Raw genomic sequence first — 25,193 nt, forward strand, 5'->3', positions numbered from 1 at the left:
AGATAGGAGAAGAGACGGGATGAGCGCAGGCGACGTCGAACTTTCCACGCTCGTGCTTCAGGGCGGCGGCGCGCTGGGCTCTTATCAGGCCGGCGCCTATGAGGCGCTTCTCGCAGCCGGCCAGAAGATCGACTGGGTGGCGGCCATTTCGATCGGCGCGGTCAATGGCGCGATCATCTGCGGCAATCCACCCGAGCGCCGCGTGGAGCGTCTCGGCCAATTCTGGCGTGAAGCCTCGAGCCTCGTCACGGCGTCGCCGCCGAACGACGAGGAGCTGGTCCTTCAGCTCTTCGACGAATCGAGCGCCGCGATGACTGCGGCTTTCGGCGCGCCCGGCTTTTTTCGGCCGCGCATTCCGCCGACGATTCCCGGCTTCCGCCACGCACCCGCGAGTCTGAGCGTTTATGACACGACGCCCTTGCGTGAGACGCTGCTGTCGCTCGTCGACTTCGACCTGCTCAACTCCGGCGCCATCCGCTACAGCGTCGGCTCGGTCAATGTGAGGACCGGCAACTTCCATTATTTCGACACGGCGCGCGAGCGGATCGGCCCCGAGCATGTGATGGCGAGCGGCGCTCTGCCACCGGGTCTGCCGATGATCGAGATCGAAGGCGAGCATTATTGGGACGGCGGCCTCGTCTCGAACACGCCGCTGCAATATGTGCTCGACTATGAACGGCCTCGTCGGGACATGCTGGTGTTTCAGCTGGACCTCTTCAGCGCGCGCGGCAAGCTGCCGCAGACGCTGCTCGAGATCGCCTGCCGCGAGAAGGAGATTCGCTATTCCTCGCGCACTCGCATGAACACCGATGTGATGTGCCGCTTGCACCAGCTCTCCGCGGCGATCGCGCGCCTCGGCTCCAAAGCGCCGCAGGAGCTGCGCGAGGATGCCGACTGGCGCATTCTGGACGAAGCCGCGCATGAGAACGCCACGACCATTGTGCATCTGATCCATCGCCCGACGGCGGGCGAAGGCCCCTCCGAGGATTTCGAGTTCTCCCGCTACACGATGATGCGCAACTGGAAGGACGGCAAGCGCGACGTGGAGACGACGCTGAGCCATCCCGAATGGCTCACGCGCACACGCGCGCCGGGAGGAATGGCGACTCTCGATCTGACCCGGGACGAGGAGACACGGCGCTGAGCGCCGCGAAGATCGAAAGGGGCCGTCGGCTCGGGCGCCCGCGGTCGAATAGATGAGCGGAGCGATCCCATGAAGAAGGCGACGACAATCGCGCTCGGAGTCACGGCCGCGCTCGGCGCCGCGGCGGCGACCGCGATCTATACGCATTGGAACGCCTTCGTTCCGATCGCGGCCATGGGACTCAATTACTGGCGCTATCTCGACGCCCCCGCGGGCGTATTGACGGTCGAGACCGCGCCCGACTTCGACACGGCGCCGCGCGTCGCCGACACCCGCGCCGCGCCGCCGGACGACGGCTCTTGGCCGAGCTACAACAAGACGCTCGCTTCCGACCGTTTCTCCTCCCTCAGCGAGATCGACCGCGCCAACGTGGGCCGGCTGAAGGTTCTCTGCACTTATGACACCGGTCGCTACACCGGCTTCAACTCGGGCCTCGTCATGGTGCGCGGAGCGCTGCTCTTTGCGACCGAGCACGACACATTCTCCATCGACCCGCTCACTTGTCGCGAGAACTGGCGGAAGCGCGAGAGCTATGCGCCGGCGACGCCGCAAGGCGTGAATCGGGGCGTGGCGTATCTCGACGGACGTGTGTTCCGCGGCACGCAGGACGGTCGCGTGATCGCTTATGATTTCACGACCGGCGCGCGCCTGTGGGAGACCGCGATCGCCGATCCGAAGAAGAGCGAGACGGCGCCGGCGGCGCCGATCGCCTGGAACGGCCTCGTCTTCATCGGCAACGCCGGCGGCGATTTCAAAGGCGTGAAGGGACGCATGTATGCGCTCGACGCGGCGACCGGCCGGATCGCCTGGGAGTTCTATCTCGTTCCCAAGCAGCCGGGAGATTCGACTCGCGGTCCGCAAGGCGCGTCCCCGCTCGACGCCTCCAGCTGGAATCAGGCGCCCGGCTCGCCGATCTCGGGCGGCGCGACCTGGACCTCCTACACGCTCGATCCCGACAGCGGGCTGCTTTATGTCCCGGGCGGCAATCCGGCGCCCGATTTCGCGGCCGCTCTGCGGGGCGGCGACAATCTTTATTCGAATTCGGTCGTCGTGCTCGACGCGAGGACCGGAGCCTATCGGACGCATTTCAAGATCGTCGGCAAGGACTGGCACGACTGGGATGTCTCGGGCGCGCCGGCGCTCGTCGCCACGGCGTCCGGCAGGCGCGTGATGCTCGTCGCGCCGAAGGATGGCCATCTCTATGGCTTCGACCTCGATACGAAGGAGCGGCTCTATCGCGTCCCGGTGACGAAGATCGAGAACGCCGACGTTCCGTTCTCGGCGGACAGGAGCGTGCATTTCTGCCCCGGCTCCGTCGGCGGCGCCGAATGGAACGGACCGGCCTACGATCCGCAGAACAATCTCGTCATGATCGGCGAGGTGCAATGGTGCACGACCGTCCGAACCGAACCCGAGAAGGAGATCGAGAGCGCGCCGAAATTCGCGCCATGGTCCGGCGAGGACTCGCTGGATCCGTTCAACATGTGGGGCCGGGCCGATCCGGTCTTTCAATGGGCGGGCTGGCTCACCGCCGTCGATGCGGACAGCGGCCGATGGCGCTGGCGCGCCAAGACCAACTATCCCGTGCAGAGCGGCGTGACGCCGACGGCGGGCGGCGTCGTCTTCTTCGGCGACATGGGCGGGAATTTCTATGCGCTCGACGCCGACACGGGCGGCAGGCTGTGGGGCGCGAAAATCGGCGGCGCGGTCGGCGGCGGCGTCATCACCTTCGCGACGCCGAAAGGTCAGCGCGTCGCCGTCGCGACCGGTCTCACCGAGATCTTGTGGCCGACCGAGATCACGACGGCGAAGGTTTCGATCCTGGGCGTCGCCGGCGATTGACGATGCGGCGCCGCATCCGCATCGAGCGCGATTGAGCGCTACACCCTATTTCGATTTGCGACATGCCGCCGGGGTTCCGCGTCGACCGCGTTTCGATCGATCGCACAATCGCGAAGAACGATTGTCGCGTGAGATCGGGGCGGCGGCTTTCGCGGGGCTGAGACGTGGCGACGTCTCCGGGCTTCGCCGAGTTCATGGGTTGCGCAATTGCGCTCAATTTAATATAATAATGTTCATTATATTAAATGGAGACTCCCATGCGTCCCTCGCATTCGCAAGTCCTCATTGTCGGCGCCGGGCCGGCGGGTCTCACTCTCGCGCTAGAGTTACGGCGCGCCGGCGTCGGAATTCGCATTATCGACAAGGCGCCGCAGCGCCCAGATTCGGAATCCCGGGCGATCGGACTTCACCCACCCTCCATTGAAGCTTTCGCGCGCAACAAGACAGCGGCGCCATTCCTCGACGCTGGCATGGCGCTCCGCGCCGCCAATTTCTATTCGAGCGGAGAACGGGTTCTGCGGATCGGCCTCGAATGCGGCAAGGATCGACCCTATCCGTTCTCGCTCCTCGTTCAGCAAGGCAAGAGCGAGCGCTTTCTCATCGAGCGACTGCGGGAGCTCGGCGTCGAAATCGAACGGCCCGTCCCACTCGAGGCATTCGCCCAGACCGTCGACGGCGCCACGGCTGTATTGCGCCGCGCCGATGGCCGGCTCGAGGAAGCTCGCTTCGATTACATCGCCGGATGCGACGGCGCTCATAGTCTCGTGCGTCAGTCGCTGGGAGTCGGTTTCGACGGCAGATCACTCGAAGGCCGTTTCGCAACCGGCGATCTCGCGATCGACTTCCCGGATGAGACGCGTTGGCCCGAACAAGAGATTCACACGCTGCTGCGAGCCGGTCGCTTTGCGATCTTCGGCAAGTTGCGAGACGGAAATTGGCGCGTCGTCGTCGACCTGACCGACCGACCGAATGTGACCGCCGATAGCGTCGCCGTCGCCGATCTTCGGAACGGCTTGGCGGCTTTCCCCGAATTCGACGGCGTCTTGCGCGATCCGCAGTGGATCTCCGTGTTTCGCGTCTCGAGCCGAGTGGCGGAGACGCTGCGGAAAGGCCGCGTATTTCTGCTCGGCGACGCCGCGCATATTCATAGCCCAGAAAGTGGACAGGGCATGAACGCCGGCGTGCAGGATGCGATCAACCTCGCCTGGAAGCTCGCAGCCGTCGTAAAAGGCGTGGCGTCGCCAGAATTGCTCGACAGTTATGAGGACGAGCGGCTTCCGATCATGCGCGCGATTGTCCGCGAGACCGAGCTCGCGCAACGCGCTATCAGCCTCGAAAGTCCCACTCGGATCGCGTTGCGTGATCTCGCTGCGGAATCGCTCGGTCGCCTGCGCCCGATACAGAATGTGCTGACGGCGGCCTTCACGGCGACCGCCTTTCATTATCGGGACAGCACGATCGTCGACGATCGTCAGCAGTCGTCGGCAGATTATCTTGGCGCAATCATCAGCGGCGGACCCTTTCCCAATTGCGACCAACGCCGCGCCTTTCGAACGGCGCCAGCGCCGGGCGATTGGGCGCCGGACGCCGCCGGTCTCGTCCTGCCGGATGGAAGCGAGACGAGCCTGCACCGTTTGATGGCGAACGATCTCTCTGCGATCGTCGTCATTCTCGGAGGCGTCGATCCCAAACCGAGCGATCTCGTCCGGCTCGCAGAGCTCGTCGCCCGGCTGAAGGTCGATCACGAAGGTTTTCTCGAACCTTTCCTCGTGACACGGGAGGCGACGCCGGGCGTGCTGCACGACAAAGACGGCGCGCTGCATAAGCGCTACGGCGCAAAATACGAATGTCTGTTCCTCATACGTCCCGACGGCTTCATCGGCTTTCGAAGTCAGCCGGCGCTCGAATCCCCTCTGCGCCGCTATCTTGCGGACAAGTTGCGGATCGGACAAAGCGTTCGCGCAGAGCCGCTCGCCCATGGGCCTGCGTGAGATGGCGATCCCAATATGACCAAACGTCCGGACTTGGCCGAGCCTCGACAAAGACGCCCACGAGGCCGCCCTCGCGGCGACGCGCGTGAGCGCATTCTGCGGGCCGCGCGCAGCTTGCTCGCCCAACAGCGCTATGACGAGGTGAGCGTGCCCGAAATCGCAGCTTCTGCCGGCGTCGCTCAGGGAACATTCTATCTGTATTTCGAGTCGAAGGCCTCGTTGATCGTCGCGCTCACCGATGACGTTCAGCGCGCGATCGACGCCCGGATCTCGCTGTGCTCCTCCGCGGACGTTCCTGCGATCGAGCTGATCGGGCGGCTCATGGAGGCAGGCGCCGCCGTTTGCCGGGACTATGCCGATATTCTGCCCTTCCTGGGCTCCGAAGCCTTGTTGTTCGGCAGCTCCCGACGGGCGGAAGAATTGCGCGAGCCTCATCTCCAGCGTCTGGCCGCTCTCATCCGCCGCGATCAGCAGGCCGGTCTCATCCGCGGCGATCTTTCGCCCGCCTATGCCGCACGTCTCATCTCGGCTGTTTTAGACCAGATAGCCCGTGACATCGTAAGCGGCATCGTATCGCCGCACGAAGCGACTTATAAGAACGAGGCGATGCGCTTCCTCCGACGTGCGATCGAGCTACATGGAGAATCCTGACGTGTCGGATAGTCGGCTCGCTCGAGCTCTTCGAGCGCTATCGAAGAAATTTTGACCCCGACGATGTGCGTGCTCCGTTCCAGCGGCACATTCGGGAAGCGATCACGAGATGCGTCATAGCCGCATTCTCGGAGCTTCTCAGGATGCAAGTCGATGAGCGATGCGATCTCCACTGCCGCCGAAACCACGCCGGCGGCGGCGACAATATTCGCGTCGAGCGACTGGCCGCGTAGCCGAGCCGAGACAGGCTCCGCTTCCAAAGGAAGACACGGCGCCGAAAAGAAAGCAAAAGCCACGCCACGAAATGCCCGTCATGGGGCCGACTCGCCTCATATCTTCGATCATAGATAGTCGGGCAGCGCGAAGTCGTCGCGGAGGCTCTTGCCCAGCATGAGATTGGCTGCGCCGGGTAAGGCCATCAGCTTGGTCGCTTGATTGCGGAGCCAAATCCCGAGCTCTGTCTGTGGGACGAAAGTGGAAGCGAAACTTTCGGCGGTCCGCTGCTTGCCCTCGATGAAGGGCCGTAGCCGGGCGTCATAGGCCGCGAAGGCTTTCGCGTGATCACCCGGCGCGCGCGAAATTTCCCCCGCCAACACATAAGCTTCCGTCATCGCGAGCCCGGCCCCTTCGCCAGCGAGAAAGGACACCGCCATGCCCGCGTCTCCGATGAGCGCGACCCGCCCGCTATGCCAGCTGGACATGCGTATCTGGCTGACGCGGTCATAGTAGACATCGTCCGCGGCCTCCATCGCCGCCAGAATGCGGCCCGACTCCCATCCTGCGTCGTCGAAGATCATTTTCAGCAGGGCCTGTGTTTCCACTCGACCGTTCGGCTCGGCTCCGTTGGAAAGCTCGCTTCTAAAGACGAGCAGGCAAAGCGTTCTGCCGTCGCGGAGCGTGAAGCGACCGATCTGGCGCGACGCTGCGGCATGGATGACGTAGGCATTCTCGTCGCTCGTCGCGTAGCCGTTGGTCTCGAACACGGCGAAGCGATAGCCGAGATCCTTTTCGAAATGGTCCTCGGAGCCGAAGATCAGTTCGCGCACGCGTGAGTGCAGGCCGTCGGCGCCGACGAGCAAATCGACGTCGCGCGTCTCGCCGCTCCGCAGCGCGATCCGCACCCCGCCCTCATGTTCGTCGATCATCGAAATCTGCTCGTCGAACATTATTTCGACACGGCCGTCGATTGAGCGATAGATCGCAGCCGCCAGATCGCCTCGCGCCACGCTCGTCATTCGTCCCCCCATCGCATCGCGGAGCGCGTCGACGGAGAAGCCGCCGACCTTGCGCCCGTCATCCGCGAGGAAACGAACTTCCTCGACCTGATATCCGGCTCGGCGCACGGCGGGAAGAACGCCCATTCGCTCGGCGATCGAATAGCCGAGCCCCCAGAAGTCCATGATGTAGCCGCCGGTCCTGAGAGACGGGGCGTGCTCGATCAGGAGCGGCTCGTGCCCGGCGCGCAGGAGCCAATAGGAGAGCGTCGCCCCGGCGATCCCGGCCCCACTGATCGCGATCTTCATAGCGGCTTCCTTCCGTTTTGTCGCGTTGTCTTTTATTCGGCGAATCTCGCGTTAGGGGCAGCTGAGTTGCCTCTAATTTGCGAGAGAAATCGTTGATAACAGCGCTCGGTTTTAGCCCGAATGGTCGCCAACGTGTTGAAGCTACGCGAAAATATTTGGTTCGCCGGTGAACAACTTTTTGCGCCAGGAATTTGTGCTTTAAGAGCAATTGGGTGCCGATTCCATGGTGCCTTTAAGAGCGATTTCTCAAACAAGGGGCAACTCAAGTTTCGCGTAATAGGTTGATAATATACATTATTGCATTGGCGCCATTAAGGGCAACGCGATAATGCGCTTGACGGACATGGCGGCACCCGAGCGCTTCGGCCCTCGCTCGCCGATTTGAGAGGATGCCCCCATTTTAACGCGAAGAGGTCCGGTGCTCGGTGACGCGATGGACAGCTTGGGCCAGGGGGAAGCAGCCATCGAAAGTCAAAGAAGTGGAGGAGGTGCCCATGCGGTGCAGCGGTCGAGACGGGCGGCGTGACTAGCATCCGCGCGACTCCGTCCAAAATGTCCGCCCAGCTCGGCTATGGGGTCGCGGCGACCTATTTCGGAAAAGAGCGGGAAGTGGTGGCGCTTCGCAAGGGGATCTCGACCGTATGGGACGTGGCGGAACGCTACGCCTGCTGACACGGCGTAGCGGACGCTGCACAAGCGATCGGTCCGATCGAGATATTGGTCAACAATGCGGGCGTCACTCGCGCCCCCCCCAATTTGACTGCGAGCAATGGTGTGCGGTGATCGACATCGATCTTTGCGGCTGCTTCAAAATATATACAGCTCCGTGATCGAGACGATGCGCGAGAGACGATTTGGGCGCATCGTGAACATAAACTCCGTCAACGGGCTCTCGGTCCAATTCGGGCGGACCAATTACGCGACAGCGATAAGGGCTTATGGACGGAAGCTGGCGGTGGCGAAGACTGCGGTAGGAAAAGATGCGATGCTGGACCTCGATCAGGCAATTAGAGAGCGGCGTTCGACGCGAATGTTTCTATCACGGCCGGTGCCGCGCGAATTGATCGATGAGGCGCTAGCCTTGGCGCAGCATGCGCCCTCAAATTCGAACACCCAGCCGTGGCATTTAGTATTTGCATCAGCAGCGCGGCGCGATCGCCTCACCGCTGCCTTGCTCCATGCGGCTCGAAGCGCGGCGCCTGACATTCCGACTTTGCCCAAGGAGTTTCAACACTACCGCCGTGAACTAGGGGCGCAAGTCTATGGAGCGATGGGGATTCCGATCACCGACACAGCGGGGCATGCGGCCGCTGTTTTGCGCAATTGGGAATTTTTCAAAGCACCAATGGCGGGCATCGTTTGCATGCACCACGACCTCGGTCTCATAGACGCTGTCGGCGTGGGAATGTTCTTGCAGACCTTGCTGTTGGCTCTTACCGAACGCGGAATTGGCAGCTGTGTCGAAGTCTCGGTCACAGGTTACCCTGAGATTATCCGTACACAGTTGTCAATCCCGGCTGATTACTTGATATTGTGCGGCCTTGCCGTCGGTTACCCCGACCCGGAATTTCCTGCTAATCGGCTCGAGATCGCCCGCGAGCAGGCGAAGGATCATGTCGTCTTCCTCGACCTTTGATCCTGAAATCAGCCTTCCGCGCTCGCGACGCCACGCTCCGCGATATGAAGTCCGCGCAGGAAAATGCAGTGCTCGCCCTCGATCGATTCGCCGAACACTTCCTCGCCGGCCAACTCGTGATCGAGCGCGGTTCGCCCGAGCGCCTTGTCGATATGCAGTAACGAGAGCATGCCACATCGTGGGGAATACGTAAATTTCGAAGTTTGAGGTCGCCTCTTTGAGAAAGGCGAGCCTATGCAAAAGCGGAAGAAGCCAACGAAGTTTAGCGAGGAGAAGGAGGCGGTTGCTGCCGCGCGCCAAACAAGGTGAGAGTCTTCTCATCCAGATTGCCGCGCCATAGGTTGCGGTGCAAATTTTGCGGATGGCCGTGCGACGGGGGCTGGCACTTCATGAGGGTCAGGCAGCCAGCACCCCGTTTCAGATTTCGGGCGCAGTTGTCCCGGCGGCTCTAAATCTGCTCAGCGCGAATTGGCCCTTTCTGATGCGAGGCATGAGTTCGACGTCGGCGATCGTGATCGCAGCATGTCGGAAACGCTTGAACCCGAGCATAGAACCCAAACAAGGTTGATGGATCGGCGATTCTGCAACGCGGCGATGAGATCAAGAGCGCTGGCGGTTATCTCCGCGTTCTGACCGAGAAGGCGAGGGCAGGGGAGTTCTCGCTCGGGCCGGTGCTGATGGCGCTGTTGCGCGGCAAGGCCGCGAAGGCGGCGCGCGAAAGAAAAGCGGCGGGGTGAGATCGGCTGGCTGTTTCGAGCCGCTGACGCAACCACCGCTTTGTGGCGCACGATCGATATGGCGACTGGCTCAGGCGCCGCTCGAGAATGTTTCGGAGCGGGGGATCATCGCATTTGGAACGGGCGTCCCGCGCTCAATTCTTTGGGATGCCGCTGTCGCGACGTGCGAAGATCGATTCAGCGGCTTCGGTCAGATCATCGAAGGTCACTGCTTGCCCTTTGGCCATTCGAGCGGCGACGTCGAGCGGATGTGCGACGACCAATTCTCGACCGGTTGGTGAGCGGTGGAACTGACAAGACAGTTGGCGTTCCGACCCATCGGCGTGGCGAGCTTGTGAAGTTTCGATGGAGACGCAGTCCTTGGTTGCGAAGTCCGCGAGATTATCGGTGACGAGGAGATCGGCGTTCGCCGCGAAAGCGATTGCCAACACCCCGGCATCCTCGCGATCTTGCATGGAGAATGCGGCATGACCCGTATCGAGCAGGAGATAAGGGTCCAGTCTGTCAGGACCATTGCGGGTGAGGTCGAGAAGCGCCTCGGTTGCCGACTCGATGCTAGCCGTCGGAGCGCGCAAACGAAGCAGCGCGCCTCGAAAGCTTTCGAGCATGGCGAGGGAGATAACGAGTTGCGCTGGTCGATCGCCGATTTTGCCGGCGAGCATGGCGTCGACGAGTTTCTGACTGGTCGTTCCTCTACGACCGAGGCTTCGGCCGATGATGTCACTCACGAAGATGTTGACATCCAGAACGATCCGGAGCGGCGACGCTCCCTTCATGGCGCTGTCGGTTCCGCGTCAATGCGCCAATCATCGAGACGCGCCAGCGCGGGATCGATGGCCTTTTCATCGATCGACTTGGCGAGCGCGTCACGGGCTTCCTCGTAGCGTCTGCGCGCGAGGACGAACATCATTTCATGGCTGGCTTCGCGAAAGCCGGGATCGTCTGGGCCGCCGATCGCGAGGCGCGCGACCAGCTGATCACGCAAGTCCTTGGGTAGGGCGGTGAAGACGCCGAGCGCATTCTCGACGACGTTAGACAAGGAGCGGTTTTCCTGCGTCGCGATGGCGCGTGCGCGGGCCTCGAGGGGGTCTGGGACCGTGGCGGATAGGGCTTTGGGCATGGCTGTTTCTGTATTGGAAGCATGAACGATATCATTTGATCTAGGGCATTTCAAATGATCTGCAAGCTGCGGCGACGCTGAAGCGGAAGGGATCAGATATTGCTCAGATCTTCTGGGAATCGGCCGCCACGCTCGAGGAAACGCCTCCAGGTCGCCTCGCCACGTGTTGAGAGGAGGAGGCGCGAAGGCTCGTCCGCGGCCAGTTCCAGAAGGCCCAGACGAACGAGCGGGATTATCGTTCGTTCGCCGAGCTCTTTTTCATAAAAGTCGCGCTTCGGCAGAAACAGGCTCCACCCCGCGGTTCCGCGAACGGTCGTGACAGGGACGAAATAACCGCCGCTCCCTGGGGCGTCGACGCGTCCGCAGATGGACAAGCAGATGCTCCAGAGCGCATTTCGCGGTCTCGGCGGGATCAGCGCCCATTCGATCGCTCCGGGGACCGACTCCGTTGAAATGTCGGGCGCTCGCGGTTCCGATTGTGCGTCCGCGAAACCTTCCCGGTAGGCTCGCTCCAGAGCGCGGGCTATGGCGCCGGCGGTGTCGACCGCGCGCCCATAGCGGCGGTCGTAACGGTCCTTGGCGACGATGTCGCGCGCGGCCTCGCGGAAGCGAACCTTTCGACGTGGATCCGGCGGGGGCTTTCGGGGAGGTTCGTTCAATCCCATCCCATCCTCCGAGATTGCGTGACGGCCGCTGACCGCCGAGGTGAAGGAAAAATCAGAACGCTCGCATGGACTTCGTGATTCGTGACGGGCGGCCGAGAGTGGCCCGGTTCGCCCGTAATCGGGAGCCGACGGAATGACGAGGCACCAAGCTGCTATAGCCCGGCGGCCTTGGTGAGGTTGACGCGGAAGCGATCGCGTTTGCGCTGGTAGCGGCGCGTCATTTCGGCGCTGGCATGGCCGAGGTGGCGCTGGACGTGGGCTTCCTCGATCTGCGCAGAGGAGGCGAGACCGGCGCGCAGCGAATGGCCGGAAAAGGCGAGCTTGCGCTCGCCTTCGGGGAGATTGCCGCGAACGCCGGCGGCGAGCGCGGTTCTCTGCACCAGGCGGGCGACGTGCTTGTCGGTCAGGCGTTCCGCGCCGACGCCGCCGTTCTTGCGCGTGATCGCGCGGAAGAGGGGGCCGTGGGTGATCCGGCCGAGCCGCATCCAGGTCTCCAGCATGGCGACCGGGCAGGTGGCCGGCGAGGAGCCGCGGCCGATCTCGACCTCCCGCCAGCCCGTCTTGCCGTCGATGGTCAGCAGCAGGCCGCCGTCGCTCGTCGCGGCGGACGGCGCTCGTTCGTCGCCGGTGGTCGCGGTCGTCCGATCGAAGATTTCGATCCAGCCAGACCCGTCTTCGGTTTGGTCCGGCCCGCAGTCGAGCCCGACGATTTCCGAGCGGCGCAGGCCGCCGGCGAAGCCGATTGCGAGCATCGCCTTGTCGCGCAGCCCGCGCAGGTCGTTGTCCAGCACGGCGAGCATGGCGCGCAGATCGTCGGCGAAAATCGCCTCTTTCTGCACGGGCGGCCGCCCATGGGCGCGGCGGATGCCGGCCAGCACGGTCGAGATGTGACGATCGCTGGTGTCCAGGGGCTCGCCGAGCTGGCGGTAACGCCAGCAGATTCCGGAGAGGCGGCGCTCCAGCGTCGCGACGGAGACGGCGCTCGCTCCCCCTTTCTTTCCATCCGCGCACGCCGCGAGATAGAGGCCGACGATCTGCGGATCCGGGGGCTCGGCGGGGAGCCCCTGGCGGCGGAGCCAGGACGAGAATTGCCGCCAGTCGGACTCGTAGGCGCGACGGGTGTTCTCGGCGCGGGCGTTGCGCGCGTAATCCTTGGCCTTCTGGCCGAGCGCCGCGAGATGAGGTGAAACGCTCCGTTCGGCCGCCGCCGGCGGAGCGTCCGGCAAATCCCCGTCTATGATGACGTCGTCTGCTTCGGTCATGTCTCGGTCTCGAGCGCGAAAGCGGACGACGAATGGGCGTCCCGCGTCGATGATTCGCGCTTCGAGCGCCAGAATGAAACGGCATCTCGCGCCTACGCAAGGAACTTGCGCCCCTGCCGGCCGGACGCTCGGACCTCCGCCGAGACTGCTGGGCGGCAGTCGCCTCGACGATCGCGTTCGGGCTGGATCGACGGTTCCCGCTGCCGGTCATTGGAATTAAGATGGCGGCCTCGACGCCGAAGACTCGCTATATGAAAAAAGTTCTATTCGTATGTAGTCAGAACCGTCTCCGCAGCCCTACCGCCGAACAGGTTTTTTCGTCGCGGCTGGACCTCGAAGTTGCGTCGGCCGGAACGAACAACGACGCCGACAATCCCCTCACTTCCGAACTGGTCGCCTGGGCCGATGTGGTTGTGGTCATGGAAAAGGCTCATCGCTCCAAGGTGCAGAAGCGGTTTCGCTCGGCGCTAAAAGGCAAACGATTGATCTGCCTCGACATTCCGGACGAGTTCGAGTTCATGGACCCGACGTTGGTGAAACTGCTGCAAACGAGGCTCGGTCGGCATTTCCCGCCCGGCTGAAAGCGCCAGCCGGAAGGCGGACGCAAACGTCCGACGCCTCGGAACGCGCCCGAGCGCCGCGACCGGCGGCGAAGGCCCTGTCCCTCACGCTTCGTGAGTAGACTGGATTTACCCGGCTTTCCGCGATTTGGGCTCGCGGTTCATTGCCGGACCCGCACTCCATGAGCGGACGAAGGTCGGCGTCCGCCCGCGCTGCTCTCGAGAGCTCGGCTCGTCGATTTTCCGGGCTTCGTCGGCCCCAGTCCACCGATGAACCGCGAAGCCGGTCCAGCGACGGAGCGCGAAAATCCGACGCCTGAATTCGATTTTTCCGGGGCGCCCGGCCAAGAAATGCGACCGAAGCTCGCGATTTTCCGGGCCGACCCCATGATGTCCGATAAGCTAAAGATTATCGGACGTAGAGCGAGACCGACAGGCGCGGCGCTTTGTGTTCGAAGTTGCATCACAAAGCGTCGCCGTCGGTTACGATTCCGCGATGCGCCGATTCGAGTCCGACGATGCGACCGCTGTCGTTGTGGGAAACCTGCGCGTCGAGCGGCGCGCCGGGGCGGTTCGGTTCGGCGGAGACGTCGCATAACAGCATGGCAGATGTCGTGTTTTCGCGTTTGGCACAGATCGCGCCCCGCGGCGCGTCGTTCTCGGCCGGCGTCGGCCTCGCGCTGCTCGATCAGGCGTTTCGAGCCGCGCCGCCCTTCGTCGGCGCGTGGCGACGCCCGCTCGCGCTGCGGCGCCGCGGCCGCCGCTGCCATGATCGCCGGAGTGCGGAAGGACGAGGCGGCGCTGCGCGCCGTCCTCTGCCTCGCCGCGCCCGGCGCTGACGCGCTGACGCCGGGCGGGCACCTTGCTCGCGCTTTGGCGTGGTTCGGCGCGCGGTCCGGCGCTGGACGGCGCGAGGCTCGCCGCCGCCATGCAGCTGGTACCGCCAAAGGTTAATTGGGCCGCCGTTGCAGCGTCGCTGCCCGCCGATGCGCGTCCGCTCTCCGCGGCCGCGCAGACTGTGAGCTCCTCGCAAAGGCGACGCCCGCCGGGCGCGCCGGCGCGGACATTCCTATGGGCGGTCGACTCCGTTCTCGCCGCGCGGCTGAACTGGGGTGCTGCTGGCAGGCATCTCTCCGATGGGAGTCCGATGCTGCGCGGTAAAGCCACCTCATCGCCGAGGCCTTTAGCGACACCCATCCGTCGCACAACTGCTCGCATTGCGGCGGGGGCGCTCACGCGCCTCTCACGATTACCGTTGGGGCGCAGCGAGCGTTCTCCTGCAAGGCCACCGCAGTTACATTCCGCTGTAGAACAGCCTACAGCGTATTGACACAGGCGTCAGCCTCGTTCTATCTGTAGGCAGTTCTACAGAGACGGACCCAATGCGACTCGCAGACGCCTGCGCCATCCACACGGGCTACACCGCCCGCGGCAGACTGGAGCCGACGGCTGCCGGAGGCGTGCTTGCCATCCAGCTGCGCGACATCTCCCCCGAAGGCACTGTCGATCCCGAGCGTCTGACGCGCGTCCATCTGGACGACCTGCCCGACCGGTATTTCGTGCGCGCCGGAGACATCGTGTTCCGCTCCCGGGGCGAGCGCAACACGGCTTCGGCGTTGGACGAACGCCTGCGAGAGCCCGCTCTGGCGGTGCTCCCCCTGATGGTGCTGCGGCCTAGGCCCGATGTCGTCCTCCCCGCGTATCTGGCATGGGCGATCAACCAAGCCCCGGCCCAGCGCCATTTCGACGCCGCCGCGCGCGGCACGAATATCCGGATGATCCCCCGATCCAGCCTGGACGACCTCGAACTCGACATCCCGGATGTCGAGACGCAGAGACGAATCGTCGCCATCGATGCGCTGGCTGAGCGGGAGCGGGAGCTGACGGAGCGCGCCGCCGAAGCGCGAAGAAAGATGATGAGCCTGATCCTCGTCGAGCGAGCGGGCAGAAAGCGCACCAGCGCGACGAAAAAAGGGACGCCGCGATGAACGATCAGCTCACCCAGCAACAGGTCAACCAGACGGCCTGGGCCGCCTGCGACACCTTCCGCGGCGTCGTCGATGCCGGGCAGTACAAGGACTACATCCTGGTGATGTTGTTCCTGAAATACATTTCCGACCATTGGAACGATCACCTCGAGTCCTACCGCAAGCAGTATGGCGGCGACGAAACGCGCATCAGGCGGCGGCTGGAGCGGGAGCGCTTTGTCCTGCCCGAAGGCGCCAGCTTCTACGACCTGTATGAAGCGCGGAACGAGGCCAATATCGGCGAGCGCATCAACATGGCGCTGGAGCGGATCGAGGACACCAACCGCGCCAAGCTCGAAGGCGTGTTCCGCAACATCGACTTCAACTCCGAAGCCAATCTCGGCCGCGTCAAGGATCGCAACCGCCGCCTCAAGAACCTGCTCGAGGACTTCGCCAAGCCTGCGATGGACCTGCGCCCCAGCCGCGTCACCGAGGACATCATCGGTGAGTGCTACATCTATCTGATCTCGCGCTTCGCCTCCGACGCCGGCAAGAAGGCCGGCGAATTCTACACGCCCTCCGCCGTCTCCCGCCTGCTGGCGAAACTGGCGGCGCCAAAGCCGGGGGACACCATCTGCGATCCAGCCTGCGGGTCCGGCTCGCTGCTGATCCGCGCGGCCGAGGAGGTCGGGTCAGAAAACTTCGCCCTCTATGGCCAGGAAGTGAACGGCGCCACCTGGGCGCTGGCGCGGATGAACATGTTTCTCCACGCCAAGGACGCCGCGCGTATCGAATGGTGCGACACGCTCAACAGCCCCGCCCTCGTCGAGGGCGATCACCTGATGAAGTTCGATGTGGTGGTGGCCAATCCGCCCTTCAGCCTCGACAAATGGGGCGCGGAGGGTGCGGAAACCGACCCCTTCAAGCGGTTCTGGCGTGGCATCCCCCCCAAGTCCAAAGGCGATTACGGCTTCATCACCCACATGGTCGAAATCGCCAAACGCCAGAGCGGCCGGGTGGCCGTCATCGTCCCGCATGGCGTGTTGTTCCGGGGCGGGTCCGAGGGGCGCATCCGGCGGGCGCTGATCGAGGAGAACCTGCTCGACGCGGTGGTGGGGCTGCCCGCCAACCTGTTCACCACCACGGGCATCCCGGTCGCCATCCTGGTCTTCGACCGCTCCCGCGAGCAGGGCGGCCCGAACGAGTCCCGCCGCGATGTCCTGTTCATCGACGCCAGCAAGGATTTTTCGCCCGGCAAGACCCAGAACGTGATGGACGAGGCCCATATCGCCCGCGTGCTGGAAACTTACGCCACGCGGGCGGAGGTGGAAAAATATTCGCACCGCGCCAGCCTCGAAGAAATCGCGGAAAACGACTTCAATCTCAACATCCCCCGCTACGTGGACACTTTCGAGCCGGAGGCGGAAATCGACGTCGCCGCGCTGCAGAAGCAGATCAACTCGATCGAGGCCGAGCTGGCCGAGGTGCGCGGGCGCATGGCCGGCTACCTGAAGGAGCTGGGCGTCGATGTCTGAAGGCGAGCTGATCCTCTACAGCACCGAGGACGGCACCGCGACCATCGGCCTGCGGGCCGTCGGTGGCACGGTCTGGCTGAGCCAGCGGGAGATCGCGGAGCTGTTCGACAAGGATGTGCGCACCGTGAACGAGCACATCCGCAACGTCTTCGCCGAGGGGGAGTGTGACCCCGGGGCAACTATCCGGAAATTCCGGATAGTTCAAACCGAGGGCGCCAGGCAGGTCGAGCGCGAGGTGGACGCTTATAACCTCGATGTCATCCTGTCCGTCGGCTACCGCGTCCGCTCCGCCCGCGGCGCCCAGTTCCGCCGCTGGGCCACTACCGTCCTGCGAGAATACCTAGTCAAGGGATTCGCCATGGATGACGCCCGGCTGAAACAGGCCGAGCAGTGGGACTATTTCGACGAGTGGCTTGCCCGCATCCGGGACATCCGCGCCTCGGAGAAGCGCTTTTACCAGAAGGTGCGCGACCTCTACGCGACGGCCATCGACTACGACAAGACGTCCGAGCAGGCGCAGGCCTTCTTCAAGAAGGTGCAAAACAAGATGCTCTGGGCGGTCACCGGCAAGACGGCCGCCGAACTGATCGAAAGCCGCAGCGACCCGGAAGCCCCCAATATGGGCCTGACCAGCTGGAAAGGCTCGGTCGTGCGCAAGGGCGATGTCGGCACCGCCAAGAACTACCTCAAGGCCGAGGAAGTCGAGGAGCTCAACCGCATCGTCGTGATGTATCTCGACTATGCCGAGGACCAGGCCAAGCGCCGCCGCCCGATCACCATGGCGGAATGGGCCGACAAGCTCGACGCCTTCCTGTCCTTCAACGAACGCGACGTGCTGACCCATGCCGGGCGGCTGCGGATGGATGTGGCGCAGAAGCTGGCGGCAGACCGGTTCGAGGTGTTCGACGCCAACCGGCGCGCGGCGGAGGCGCTGGCGGCGGATGAAGCGGACATCGCACGGCTGGAGGAGATGGAAAAAGCCACGAAGGGGCGGACGAAGGGGGGCAAGCGTGAATAGTGCTTGGACATGGCGCCGCCTCGACGAGCTTGGCGGCAAATCGCGACCAGTGTTGAAGGCGGGGCCATTCGGATCTGCTGTCACAAAAGACAGCTATGTCGAATCCGGCTTTAAAGTATATGGGCAGCAAGAAGTCGTCAGCGGAAACCTCGATGCTGAACGTTATTATATTTCGAAACATATGTTTGAGAAGCTTAAGAGCTGCGCCGTTGAGCCTGGCGATATCCTTATAACAATGATGGGCACTGTTGGTAATGTTTTTCTTGTACCCTCTGCGGCAGAGCCGGGAATCATAAACCCGCGGTTGATGCGGATTGTACTCGATAGGTCTGTTGCGGAGCCATCGTTTGTAAGTAAATTTCTTGAATCGGCGGAGATCCGACGGCTGTTGGAGCGTCGCGCACACGGCGGAACAATGCCGGGGCTTAATGCCGATGCCATTGGATCAATTCAAGTTCCTCTTCCCCCACTCCCCGAACAGCGCAAGATCGCCGAAATCCTGCGCACCTGGGAGGAGGCCATCGAGAAGCTGGAGGCGCTGCGGGCGTCGAACGAAAACCGCTACAAGGCGCTCGCGCGGCGGTTCTTCGAACCTTGCCATCCTACGTACAATGGCCGTCCGAATACATGGCGTGAATTTGAACTCGGCAATGTATTTCATGAGCGTAGCCAATCGGGAGGGGAAGGCGACCGGTTACTCAGCATCACCATGTCCGGTGGCGTCATCGATCGCGACGACGTGGGCCGCAAAGACACATCGATGGAAGACAAGTCGAATTACAAGCTCATTCTGCCCGGCGACATTGGCTACAACACGATGCGCATGTGGCAGGGCGTGTCGGGTCTGTCCACGTTGCGTGGCATCGTCAGCCCCGCCTACACGGTCGTCACGCCGGTCACAAAGCGCATAGTCGGACGCTACGCGGCCCACCTCTTCAAATCGCCGCGCATGGTGTTCGATTTCGAGCGCTATTCCCAGGGCCTGACCAGCGACACCTGGAACCTGAAGTTTCCAGCTTTCTCGAAGATCAAGGTTTTCCTGCCACCCACCGAGGATCAGAAAAAGCAAGCGGATCTGCTGGACACCCTTGCCGCCGAGAGCGCGGTGCTGAGAACACAGATCGAAGTCGTCAACCTCCAAAAACGCGGCCTGATGCAGAAGCTGCTGACGGGCCAATGGCGCGTGAAGGTGGAGGCCAACTGATGGCACTCGGCTTCCGGCAACATGACCCCGCGCGCGATGGCACCCTCGAGGTTGAAGAGTATCATCCGAACTTCGTCGAGGTCTACTTCGTGCCCCCAGAGCACAGCTTGCTTGCGGCAGGACTCGATCCGACGCGGGCGAAGAGCTACCGGGCCAAGCTGCTGGAAATCAATGGCCAGGACACGTTCCTGTCCATCCATCCGATCAGCACGTTCGGAGACAAGCCCGATTTCCTGAAACCGAAATATGGCCGAATCGAGCGTATCACGCTCGATGGCACGGACATCGTCTTTCGTGGCGGCGACGATGGCGGCGTGCCGACGACGCCCGAAGGTGTGTTGGAAGTTCTCGAAGAGTTGCCATCCGCCTTCACCAAGGACTACGCTTATGGGCTCGGCTTGGCGAAGCCATATCGATTCATTATCGATGCAGTGGAAGAGCTGTCGGATTGCACCGAGATCGTCATCACCGCCGAATACCCCACGGGTCCTGACCCAAACGACGGTCAACTTTTTTACATCTCAAATAAAGACTTCGAGCACGCGCGGCGCGCCATCAACAGCATAGATAGCCTCGCTCAAACCGCCGCGCGTGCCGTCAAAGAAACGACTGCCTACAATATCTTCGCAGAACGGCTTGGCGTACAGAAGCTGGATCCCAAGGCGGGCCGGCACCCCTATCGAAAGCTCTTCACCGCTGTGGCGCAGGGCAAGGAGGAGCTGTCCGAGGAAGATCAGAACGCCGTCATCGGCGCCCTAAGCAATCACGTCGCCAGCATTGCCGAGGGCCAGCCAGAGAAGCTCGCCAAGCTGCGCGGCGATATCGAGCTTGTGACGCTGGAAGCGCTGATCAAGCGATATGACGAGATGCTCGGCGATAAGCTGGTTGAAGGACGTTGGCAGGATTTCTTCAACGAGAATCCGTTCATCCTGAACATGGCCTTCGGCTATCCCGTCATCAAGGTTCACGACCAAGCCTCGGTTGGCGGCCGGAAGCTGTCCGGCGATGGCGAGAAGATTACCGACTTTCTGGTCAAGAACAGCCTGACCAACAACACGGCGATCTTCGAAATCAAGACGCCACAGACCTCGATCCTCAACAAGACGCCGTTTCGCGATGGTGTTTTCACACCATCGACCGACTTCTCGGGATCGATCAATCAGGCGCTGGATCAGAAGTATCAGTTTCAAAAGCAGATCGCCCAGATCAAGGACAATACGCGGCTTTACGATATCGAGTCCTATGCCGTGCATTGCTGCCTTGTCATCGGCAAGACGCCCGAAGGCGATGACCAGAAGAAATCGTTCGAGCTGTTCCGACGGAATTCCAAGGACGTGGAGATCGTGACGTTCGACGAGCTGCTCGAGAAACTCAAGCAGCTCAGCGTCTTTCTACGGGCCGCCGAAGAGCCTGCCAAACTGCAAGAATTGAAGGGCGATGCCAATGGCTAGAAAACACATCGAGATGGCAATCGCCTACGACTTCGACGGCACCTTGGCGGACGGCAACATGCAGGAGCATCAGTTCCTGCCCGATATCGGCATGAAGCCGGCGGCATTCTGGGCCGAGGTGAAACGCCTGACAAAGGAACATCAGGCCGATGAGGTGTTGGTATACATGAACCTCATGCTGCGCAAGGCCGACGCGGCCAACGTTCCGGTGCGGCGGGATGATTTCAAGGCGCGCGGCAAGACCATCCAGCTATTCGAGGGGGTAGAGGAGTGGTTCGACCGCATCACCGGCTATGGCAGAGTGCAAGGCGTGCGCGTCGAGCATTACCTCGTCTCGTCAGGGAATGCGGAGATTTTCGCTGGAACGCCGATCGCGTCCAAGTTCGCTCAGGTTTATGCGTCAAAATTCATGTTCGACCAGAACGGAGTCGCCGCGTGGCCGGCACTGGCGGTCAATTACACGACCAAGACGCAATATCTGTTCCGGATCAACAAGGGTGCGTTCGACCTGAGCGACAACAGCAAGGTCAACCAGTTCGTCGAGAAGCGAGATAGACCCGTTCCCTTCGAGAACATGGTGTTCATCGGCGACGGTTCGACCGACATCCCGTGCTTTCGTTTGGTCAAGGAGCAGGGTGGTCTTTCCGTGGCGGTCTTCAAGCCCCACACCAAAGGCGCGCGCGGCAAGGCGGATCGTTACATCAAGGATGGCAGGGTTCATTGCGTCGCGCCGGCCATTTACACGGACGGCAGCGATCTTGATCGCATCATCAAGGCGAATATCAATGCTGTCGCGGCGCGGGCGGCGCTCTCCGGGCTGTTTTCGGGCGGTACGCAATGACCTTCGACGCCGCCGAAAAGCATCAGTCTCAGATTCCCGCGCTGCAAATGCTGGTGGCGCTTGGGTTCAAGCCGCTGTCCCAGGCCCAGGCTATTCACTTGCGTGGCGCGCGCCTGCGCAACGTGGTGCTTGACGACATCCTCGCGGACCAGCTTCTGAAGATCAACGGCTTTACCTATCGTGACCGGACCTATCCCTTCGATCTCGAAGACGCGCACGAGGCCATCCGCCGGCTGAAACCGACGCCGGATCGGCAGAAGGGACTGCGCGGCACGAACCAGGATATTTATGACGGCCTCGTGCTCGGCACGACCATCACCAAGACGATCCAGGGGGACTCCAAATCCTACTCGTTCCGTTACATCGATTGGGAAACGCCGGCGAACAACTTCTTCCACGTGTCAGCCGAAGTTTCGGTGGAGCGAACGGCCAGCACCCAGACTAGGCGGTGCGATATCGTCGGCTACGTGAACGGTATCCCGTTCCTGGTGATCGAGAACAAGCGGCCGACCGAGGGTCTGAAGAAGGCTGGCAGCCAACTGATCGGCTATCAGAACGAAGACAACATCCCGCAACTGTTCCACTTCGCGCAGCTTCTCATGGCCATGAACCGCGTCGAGGCGCGTTACGCCACCGTCGGCACGCCGCGGCAGTTCTGGCAGACGTGGCGGGATGAGGAAGACCGCGACGAGACTATCGCCCCCTTGGCCAACCGCCCCCTGACGGCGGCCGAGGCCGAGGCGGTGTTCTCGGGCGACTTCGCCTTCGCCCGCGCGCATTTCGAGGCGCTGGCGGCCGAGGGTCCGCGAGCCGTTACGGCGCAGGACCGCGCCCTTCATGCGCTGTGCCGGCCGGAACGCCTGCTGGATCTGATCCGCCGCTTCACCGTGTTCGACGGTGGCGCCCGCAAGATCGCGCGCCACCAGCAGTTCTTCGGCATCCGCAAGGCCGTCGAGCGCATTCGCCAGTCCAACCTGGACGGAAGGCGCAAGGGCGGCGTGATCTGGCACACCCAGGGCTCTGGCAAGTCGCTGACCATGGTGATGCTGGGCCGGTCGCTGGTAATGGATAAAGCCATCCCCAACCCGCGCATCCTGATCGTCACCGACCGCGACGACCTCGACAAGCAGATCAAGGATACGTTCAAATCCTGCGAACTGGAGTCCGTCCGAGCTACCAGCGGCGCCCACCTGATCGAGCTGATCCGCAACCGGAGCCCGCTCGTCACCACCATCATCAACAAGTTCGATACGGCGGCCAAAGCCGCCGAGGACGTGGACGAAGACGCCAACGTCTTCGTTCTGGTCGACGAGAGCCATCGCTCGCAAACCGGCCACTATGGCGGCCACAGCCAGTTCGCCACCCGGATGCGCCGGCTTCTGCCCAAGGCCTGCTATCTCGGCTTCACCGGTACGCCGCTGCTGAAGAAGGACAAGAACACGCTCTCGACCTTCGGCGGTCTGGTCCACAAATACGCGATCGACGAGGCTGTCGCCGATGGGGCCGTCGTGCCGCTGCTCTATGAAGGGCGGTTGGTCGAACAGCAGGTCAACGGCGGCGTAATCGACAAGTGGTTCGAGAAGATCAGCGAAGGACTGACGGACAGCCAGAAGGCCGACCTTAAACGTAAGTATTCACGCATGGGCGCGCTGTCCAAAACCGGCCAGGCCATCCGGGCCAAGGCGTTCGATATCTCCGAGCACTTCCGGCAGCACTGGCAGGGCACCGGCTTCAAAGCGCAACTCGTGGCGCCGTCCAAGGCTTCCGCCGTTCGCTTTAAGCGGGTGCTCGACGAGATCGGGCATGTCACCAGCGAAATCGTCATCTCGCCGCCCCATGACAACGAAGGCAACGAAGAGGTCGATAAGGAATCGAAGGACCTCGTGCGCGCGTTCTGGGCGCAGATGATGAGCCGCTACAAGACCGAGGACGAATATAATCGGCAAATCATCGATACGTTCAAAGGTTCGGGCGATCCGGAGATCCTGATCGTCGTGTCGAAATTGCTCACCGGCTTCGATGCGCCGCGGAACACGGTTCTTTATGTGTGCAAGCCGCTGCGCGAGCATAGCCTTCTGCAAGCAATCGCCCGCGTGAACCGGCTATACGAGGATGGCGCGAGCGAGAAGCAATTCGGTTTCATCATCGACTATGAAGGCTTGCTCGGCGAACTGGATACCGCGCTGACGGCATACAGCGCATTCGAGGGTTTCGAGGACGCCGATCTCGTCGGCACGGTCCATGATGTTCGCGAGGAAATCCGCAAGCTGCCCCAGTTGCACGATCAGCTCTGGGACCTGTTCAAGCCCGTTAAAAACAAAAGGGACATGGAGCGGTTCGAACAGTTCCTGGCCGACGAGGCAATTCGGCACGATTTCTATCAACGGCTGAAAGCGTTCAGCCGCTGCCTGCATATTTCGCTGTCATCGGAAAAGCTGCTCGACGTCTTCCCCGAGGCAAAGATCGACGCCATGAAGCACGATTGGAAGCAGTTTTCCGAACTGCGGCGCTCGGTTCAGCTTCGCTATCAGGAAACGGTCGACGTCAAGGAATTCGAGCCCAAGATTCAGAAGCTGCTCGACGACCATGTGGTCGCCATGCCGGCCGAAACGATCATCGAGATGGTCAACATCAACGACCCCGACGCCCTGAAGGCCGTGGTGGAAGAAGCCGGCGTCTCCGAGGCGTCACGAGCTGACCGAATCGCCAGCGCGACCCGGCGAACCATCACGGAAAAGATGGACGAGGACCCGACCTTCTATCGTAGTTTCTCGGAGCTGCTGGAGGAGACCATCCGCGACTATCGGGCCAAGCGGATTTCGGAGCGAGATTACCTTAAAAAAGTGCTCGACCTCGCGGGCAGGGTCGCGCGCAAGGACCGAGGCCGTGCGGTGCCGGACGCCATCAAGGGCAATGACGATGGCCAAGCATTCTTTGGCATCCTCGAAGGCACGCTCGCGAGGGCTGACGATAAGCAGATCCGAGGGGATGAGGTCGCCGAGATTGCTCTCGCGATCATCGGCATCATAAAGGCCCACCACATCGTTGATGTCTGGTCGAACGACATTGCCCAAAACAAGATGCGCAATGCCATCGACGACTATTTCTTCGACGTGCTTCGCGATGAGCGCGGCATCGAATTGCCGGTCGAGGTGATGGACGATATCGAACTCAAGATCATGGACCTCGCGCGGGCGCGCTTTCCAGGATGACGACAGAGTGTCACAGCATCCAGTATGGTGAAAGCCGCATTGCATTCGCGATTGTGCGCCGCGGGCGCACAACGCTGGAAATCGCTGTCGAGCCCGACGCCTCCGTCGTGGTCGCTGCGCCGCGGAACGCTCCGCTCGCGGCGATCGAAGCCAAGGTGCGCAAGCGCGCTGCATGGATTCAGCGTCAGCAGCGATACTTCAATCAGTTCCTGCCGCGCACGCCGGATCGCCGCTATGTGGCAGGCGAAACGCATCTCTATCTCGGTCGCCTGTATCGGTTGAAGGTCGTGTTCCATATTCAGGCTTCGGTGAAGCTCGCGCGCGGGCTTATCGTGGTGCAAACTCACAGGCCGGATCGCGCCGAGGTCACAAGGGAACTTGTTGAGGCGTGGTATCGCGAACGCGCGCATGCCAAATTCGCCGAGCGCCTTGAATTGAACCTTCTGCGCTTTCCTGCTCCCGACGATTTTCGGCCCAAGGGGTTGATCGTTCGTCACCTCCGGCAGCGATGGGGCTCGATGTCTCCATCACGCCGTCTGTTGTTGAATCGCCGACTGATCGAAGCGCCGACCGATGCGATCGACTACGTAATCACGCACGAGCTTTGCCACATCGCCGTGCCGCATCACGGGTTGGAGTTCTTTGAGATTTTGAATCGTGTTCTTCCGGATTGGCGCGAGCGCAAACAAAGGCTTGAACTGCGGATGGCGTGAATGCCGTAGCCGATAATCCCTTGCCCCGCGTCCTTAGCGGTTCCCAACTGACCACTTTCTCCCTACACTCGTGACCGCAGGAGTCGATCTGCTATTCGGAGGCGAACGCCGACTCCCTCAG

The 25,193-nt window shown here is 62.3% G+C and carries 22 protein-coding genes and 1 pseudogene; 16 read left to right on the forward strand and 7 right to left on the reverse strand.

Features of this window, described 5'->3' with window-relative positions; genetic code table 11:
* The first annotated feature begins 19 nt into the window (after window positions 1-19).
* The 4 genes from KP010_RS06045 to KP010_RS06060 all read left to right on the forward strand — a co-directional run bounded on the left by KP010_RS06045 (window position 20) and on the right by KP010_RS06060 (window position 5,628).
* Window positions 20-1,144, forward strand: coding sequence for a patatin-like phospholipase family protein (locus KP010_RS06045; protein WP_216280555.1), 1,125 nt, complete (start codon window positions 20-22; stop codon window positions 1,142-1,144).
* Window positions 1,145-1,213: 69 nt separating this feature from the next.
* Window positions 1,214-2,986, forward strand: coding sequence for a PQQ-binding-like beta-propeller repeat protein (locus KP010_RS06050; RefSeq protein WP_216280556.1), 1,773 nt, complete (start codon window positions 1,214-1,216; stop codon window positions 2,984-2,986).
* Window positions 2,987-3,243: 257 nt separating this feature from the next.
* On the forward strand, window positions 3,244-4,977 hold the full coding sequence (locus tag KP010_RS06055; RefSeq protein WP_216280557.1) for an FAD-dependent monooxygenase: 1,734 nt from the start codon (window positions 3,244-3,246) through the stop codon (window positions 4,975-4,977).
* 15 nt (window positions 4,978-4,992) lie between these two features.
* Window positions 4,993-5,628: a TetR/AcrR family transcriptional regulator gene (locus KP010_RS06060; protein WP_216280558.1), complete on the forward strand. Its 636-nt coding sequence runs from the start codon at window positions 4,993-4,995 to the stop codon at window positions 5,626-5,628.
* Between the two features lie 341 nt (window positions 5,629-5,969).
* Here KP010_RS06060 and KP010_RS06065 read toward each other — a convergent pair whose 3' ends face one another.
* The gene (locus KP010_RS06065) at window positions 5,970-7,151 is read right to left on the reverse strand and encodes an FAD-binding domain (protein ID WP_216280559.1); all 1,182 of its coding nucleotides are present in this window, start codon (window positions 7,149-7,151) and stop codon (window positions 5,970-5,972) included.
* A gap of 522 nt (window positions 7,152-7,673) precedes the next feature.
* Here KP010_RS06065 and KP010_RS06070 point away from each other — a divergent pair.
* Together KP010_RS06070 and KP010_RS06075 are read left to right on the forward strand one after the other, a co-directional pair.
* Window positions 7,674-7,823, forward strand: a complete 150-nt coding sequence (locus KP010_RS06070; protein ID WP_216280560.1) for a hypothetical protein — start codon at window positions 7,674-7,676, stop codon at window positions 7,821-7,823.
* 313 nt (window positions 7,824-8,136) lie between these two features.
* On the forward strand, window positions 8,137-8,787 hold the full coding sequence (locus KP010_RS06075; RefSeq protein WP_216280561.1) for a nitroreductase: 651 nt from the start codon (window positions 8,137-8,139) through the stop codon (window positions 8,785-8,787).
* Between the two features lie 8 nt (window positions 8,788-8,795).
* On the opposite strand, the gene KP010_RS06080 is transcribed toward KP010_RS06075, so the two are convergent.
* A complete protein-coding gene (locus tag KP010_RS06080) occupies window positions 8,796-8,957 on the reverse strand; it encodes a hypothetical protein (RefSeq protein WP_216280562.1) in 162 nt (53 codons plus the stop codon).
* Between the two features lie 402 nt (window positions 8,958-9,359).
* Between KP010_RS06080 and repC the strand changes: the two are divergent.
* A pseudogene (gene repC, locus KP010_RS06085) lies at window positions 9,360-9,524 on the forward strand (replication initiation protein RepC); the annotation flags it as partial.
* Window positions 9,525-9,658: 134 nt separating this feature from the next.
* Here repC and KP010_RS06090 read toward each other — a convergent pair.
* The 4 genes from KP010_RS06090 to KP010_RS06105 all read right to left on the reverse strand — a co-directional run bounded on the left by KP010_RS06090 (window position 9,659) and on the right by KP010_RS06105 (window position 12,571).
* Window positions 9,659-10,300 carry a PIN domain-containing protein gene (locus KP010_RS06090; RefSeq protein WP_216280563.1) on the reverse strand — a complete coding sequence of 214 codons (642 nt, stop codon included), beginning with the start codon at window positions 10,298-10,300 and terminating at the stop codon, window positions 9,659-9,661.
* Entirely contained in the window at window positions 10,297-10,563 is a 267-nt protein-coding gene (locus KP010_RS06095; RefSeq protein WP_216280564.1) for a hypothetical protein, read from the reverse strand. The genes KP010_RS06090 and KP010_RS06095 overlap by 4 nt, the downstream gene beginning before the upstream one ends.
* Window positions 10,564-10,736: 173 nt before the next feature.
* The gene (locus tag KP010_RS22660) at window positions 10,737-11,018 is read right to left on the reverse strand and encodes a hypothetical protein (RefSeq protein ID WP_253203560.1); all 282 of its coding nucleotides are present in this window, start codon (window positions 11,016-11,018) and stop codon (window positions 10,737-10,739) included.
* 443 nt (window positions 11,019-11,461) lie between these two features.
* Window positions 11,462-12,571, reverse strand: a complete 1,110-nt coding sequence (locus tag KP010_RS06105) for a tyrosine-type recombinase/integrase (protein ID WP_216280566.1) — start codon at window positions 12,569-12,571, stop codon at window positions 11,462-11,464.
* 251 nt (window positions 12,572-12,822) lie between these two features.
* Between KP010_RS06105 and KP010_RS06110 the strand changes: the two genes are divergently transcribed.
* The gene (locus tag KP010_RS06110; protein ID WP_216281468.1) at window positions 12,823-13,152 is read left to right on the forward strand and encodes a low molecular weight protein tyrosine phosphatase family protein; all 330 of its coding nucleotides are present in this window, start codon (window positions 12,823-12,825) and stop codon (window positions 13,150-13,152) included.
* A 442-nt stretch (window positions 13,153-13,594) separates the two neighbouring features.
* Here the strand turns inward: KP010_RS06110 and KP010_RS06115 are convergent, their stop codons facing one another.
* The gene (locus KP010_RS06115) at window positions 13,595-13,735 is read right to left on the reverse strand and encodes a hypothetical protein (protein WP_216280567.1); all 141 of its coding nucleotides are present in this window, start codon (window positions 13,733-13,735) and stop codon (window positions 13,595-13,597) included.
* Between the two features lie 778 nt (window positions 13,736-14,513).
* Between KP010_RS06115 and KP010_RS06120 the strand changes: the two genes are divergently transcribed.
* From KP010_RS06120 to KP010_RS06155, 8 genes are read left to right on the forward strand one after another with little or no spacing between them, the layout of a single operon-like run.
* Window positions 14,514-15,119 carry a restriction endonuclease subunit S gene (locus KP010_RS06120; protein WP_216280568.1) on the forward strand — a complete coding sequence of 202 codons (606 nt, stop codon included), beginning with the start codon at window positions 14,514-14,516 and terminating at the stop codon, window positions 15,117-15,119.
* Entirely contained in the window at window positions 15,116-16,633 is a 1,518-nt protein-coding gene (locus KP010_RS06125; protein WP_216280569.1) for a type I restriction-modification system subunit M, read from the forward strand. Before KP010_RS06120 ends, KP010_RS06125 begins: the two co-directional genes overlap by 4 nt.
* Window positions 16,626-17,651, forward strand: a complete 1,026-nt coding sequence (locus tag KP010_RS06130; RefSeq protein ID WP_216280570.1) for a virulence RhuM family protein — start codon at window positions 16,626-16,628, stop codon at window positions 17,649-17,651. The genes KP010_RS06125 and KP010_RS06130 overlap by 8 nt, the downstream gene beginning before the upstream one ends.
* A complete protein-coding gene (locus tag KP010_RS06135; RefSeq protein WP_216280571.1) occupies window positions 17,644-18,855 on the forward strand; it encodes a restriction endonuclease subunit S in 1,212 nt (403 codons plus the stop codon). Before KP010_RS06130 ends, KP010_RS06135 begins: the two co-directional genes overlap by 8 nt.
* Window positions 18,855-20,306, forward strand: coding sequence for a Shedu immune nuclease family protein (locus KP010_RS06140; RefSeq protein ID WP_216280572.1), 1,452 nt, complete (start codon window positions 18,855-18,857; stop codon window positions 20,304-20,306). The genes KP010_RS06135 and KP010_RS06140 overlap by 1 nt, the downstream gene beginning before the upstream one ends.
* Window positions 20,299-21,147, forward strand: a complete 849-nt coding sequence (locus KP010_RS06145) for an HAD family hydrolase (RefSeq protein ID WP_216280573.1) — start codon at window positions 20,299-20,301, stop codon at window positions 21,145-21,147. The genes KP010_RS06140 and KP010_RS06145 overlap by 8 nt, the downstream gene beginning before the upstream one ends.
* On the forward strand, window positions 21,144-24,359 hold the full coding sequence (locus tag KP010_RS06150) for a type I restriction endonuclease subunit R (protein ID WP_216280574.1): 3,216 nt from the start codon (window positions 21,144-21,146) through the stop codon (window positions 24,357-24,359). The genes KP010_RS06145 and KP010_RS06150 overlap by 4 nt, the downstream gene beginning before the upstream one ends.
* Window positions 24,356-25,072 (forward strand): M48 family metallopeptidase, encoded by a 717-nt coding sequence (locus KP010_RS06155; RefSeq protein WP_216280575.1) that lies wholly within the window; start codon window positions 24,356-24,358, stop codon window positions 25,070-25,072. The genes KP010_RS06150 and KP010_RS06155 overlap by 4 nt, the downstream gene beginning before the upstream one ends.
* Window positions 25,073-25,193: the final 121 nt, after the last annotated feature.

The sequence above is a fragment of the Methylosinus sp. KRF6 genome (genome assembly GCF_018887255.1).
GTDB lineage: Bacteria > Pseudomonadota > Alphaproteobacteria > Rhizobiales > Beijerinckiaceae > Methylosinus > Methylosinus sporium.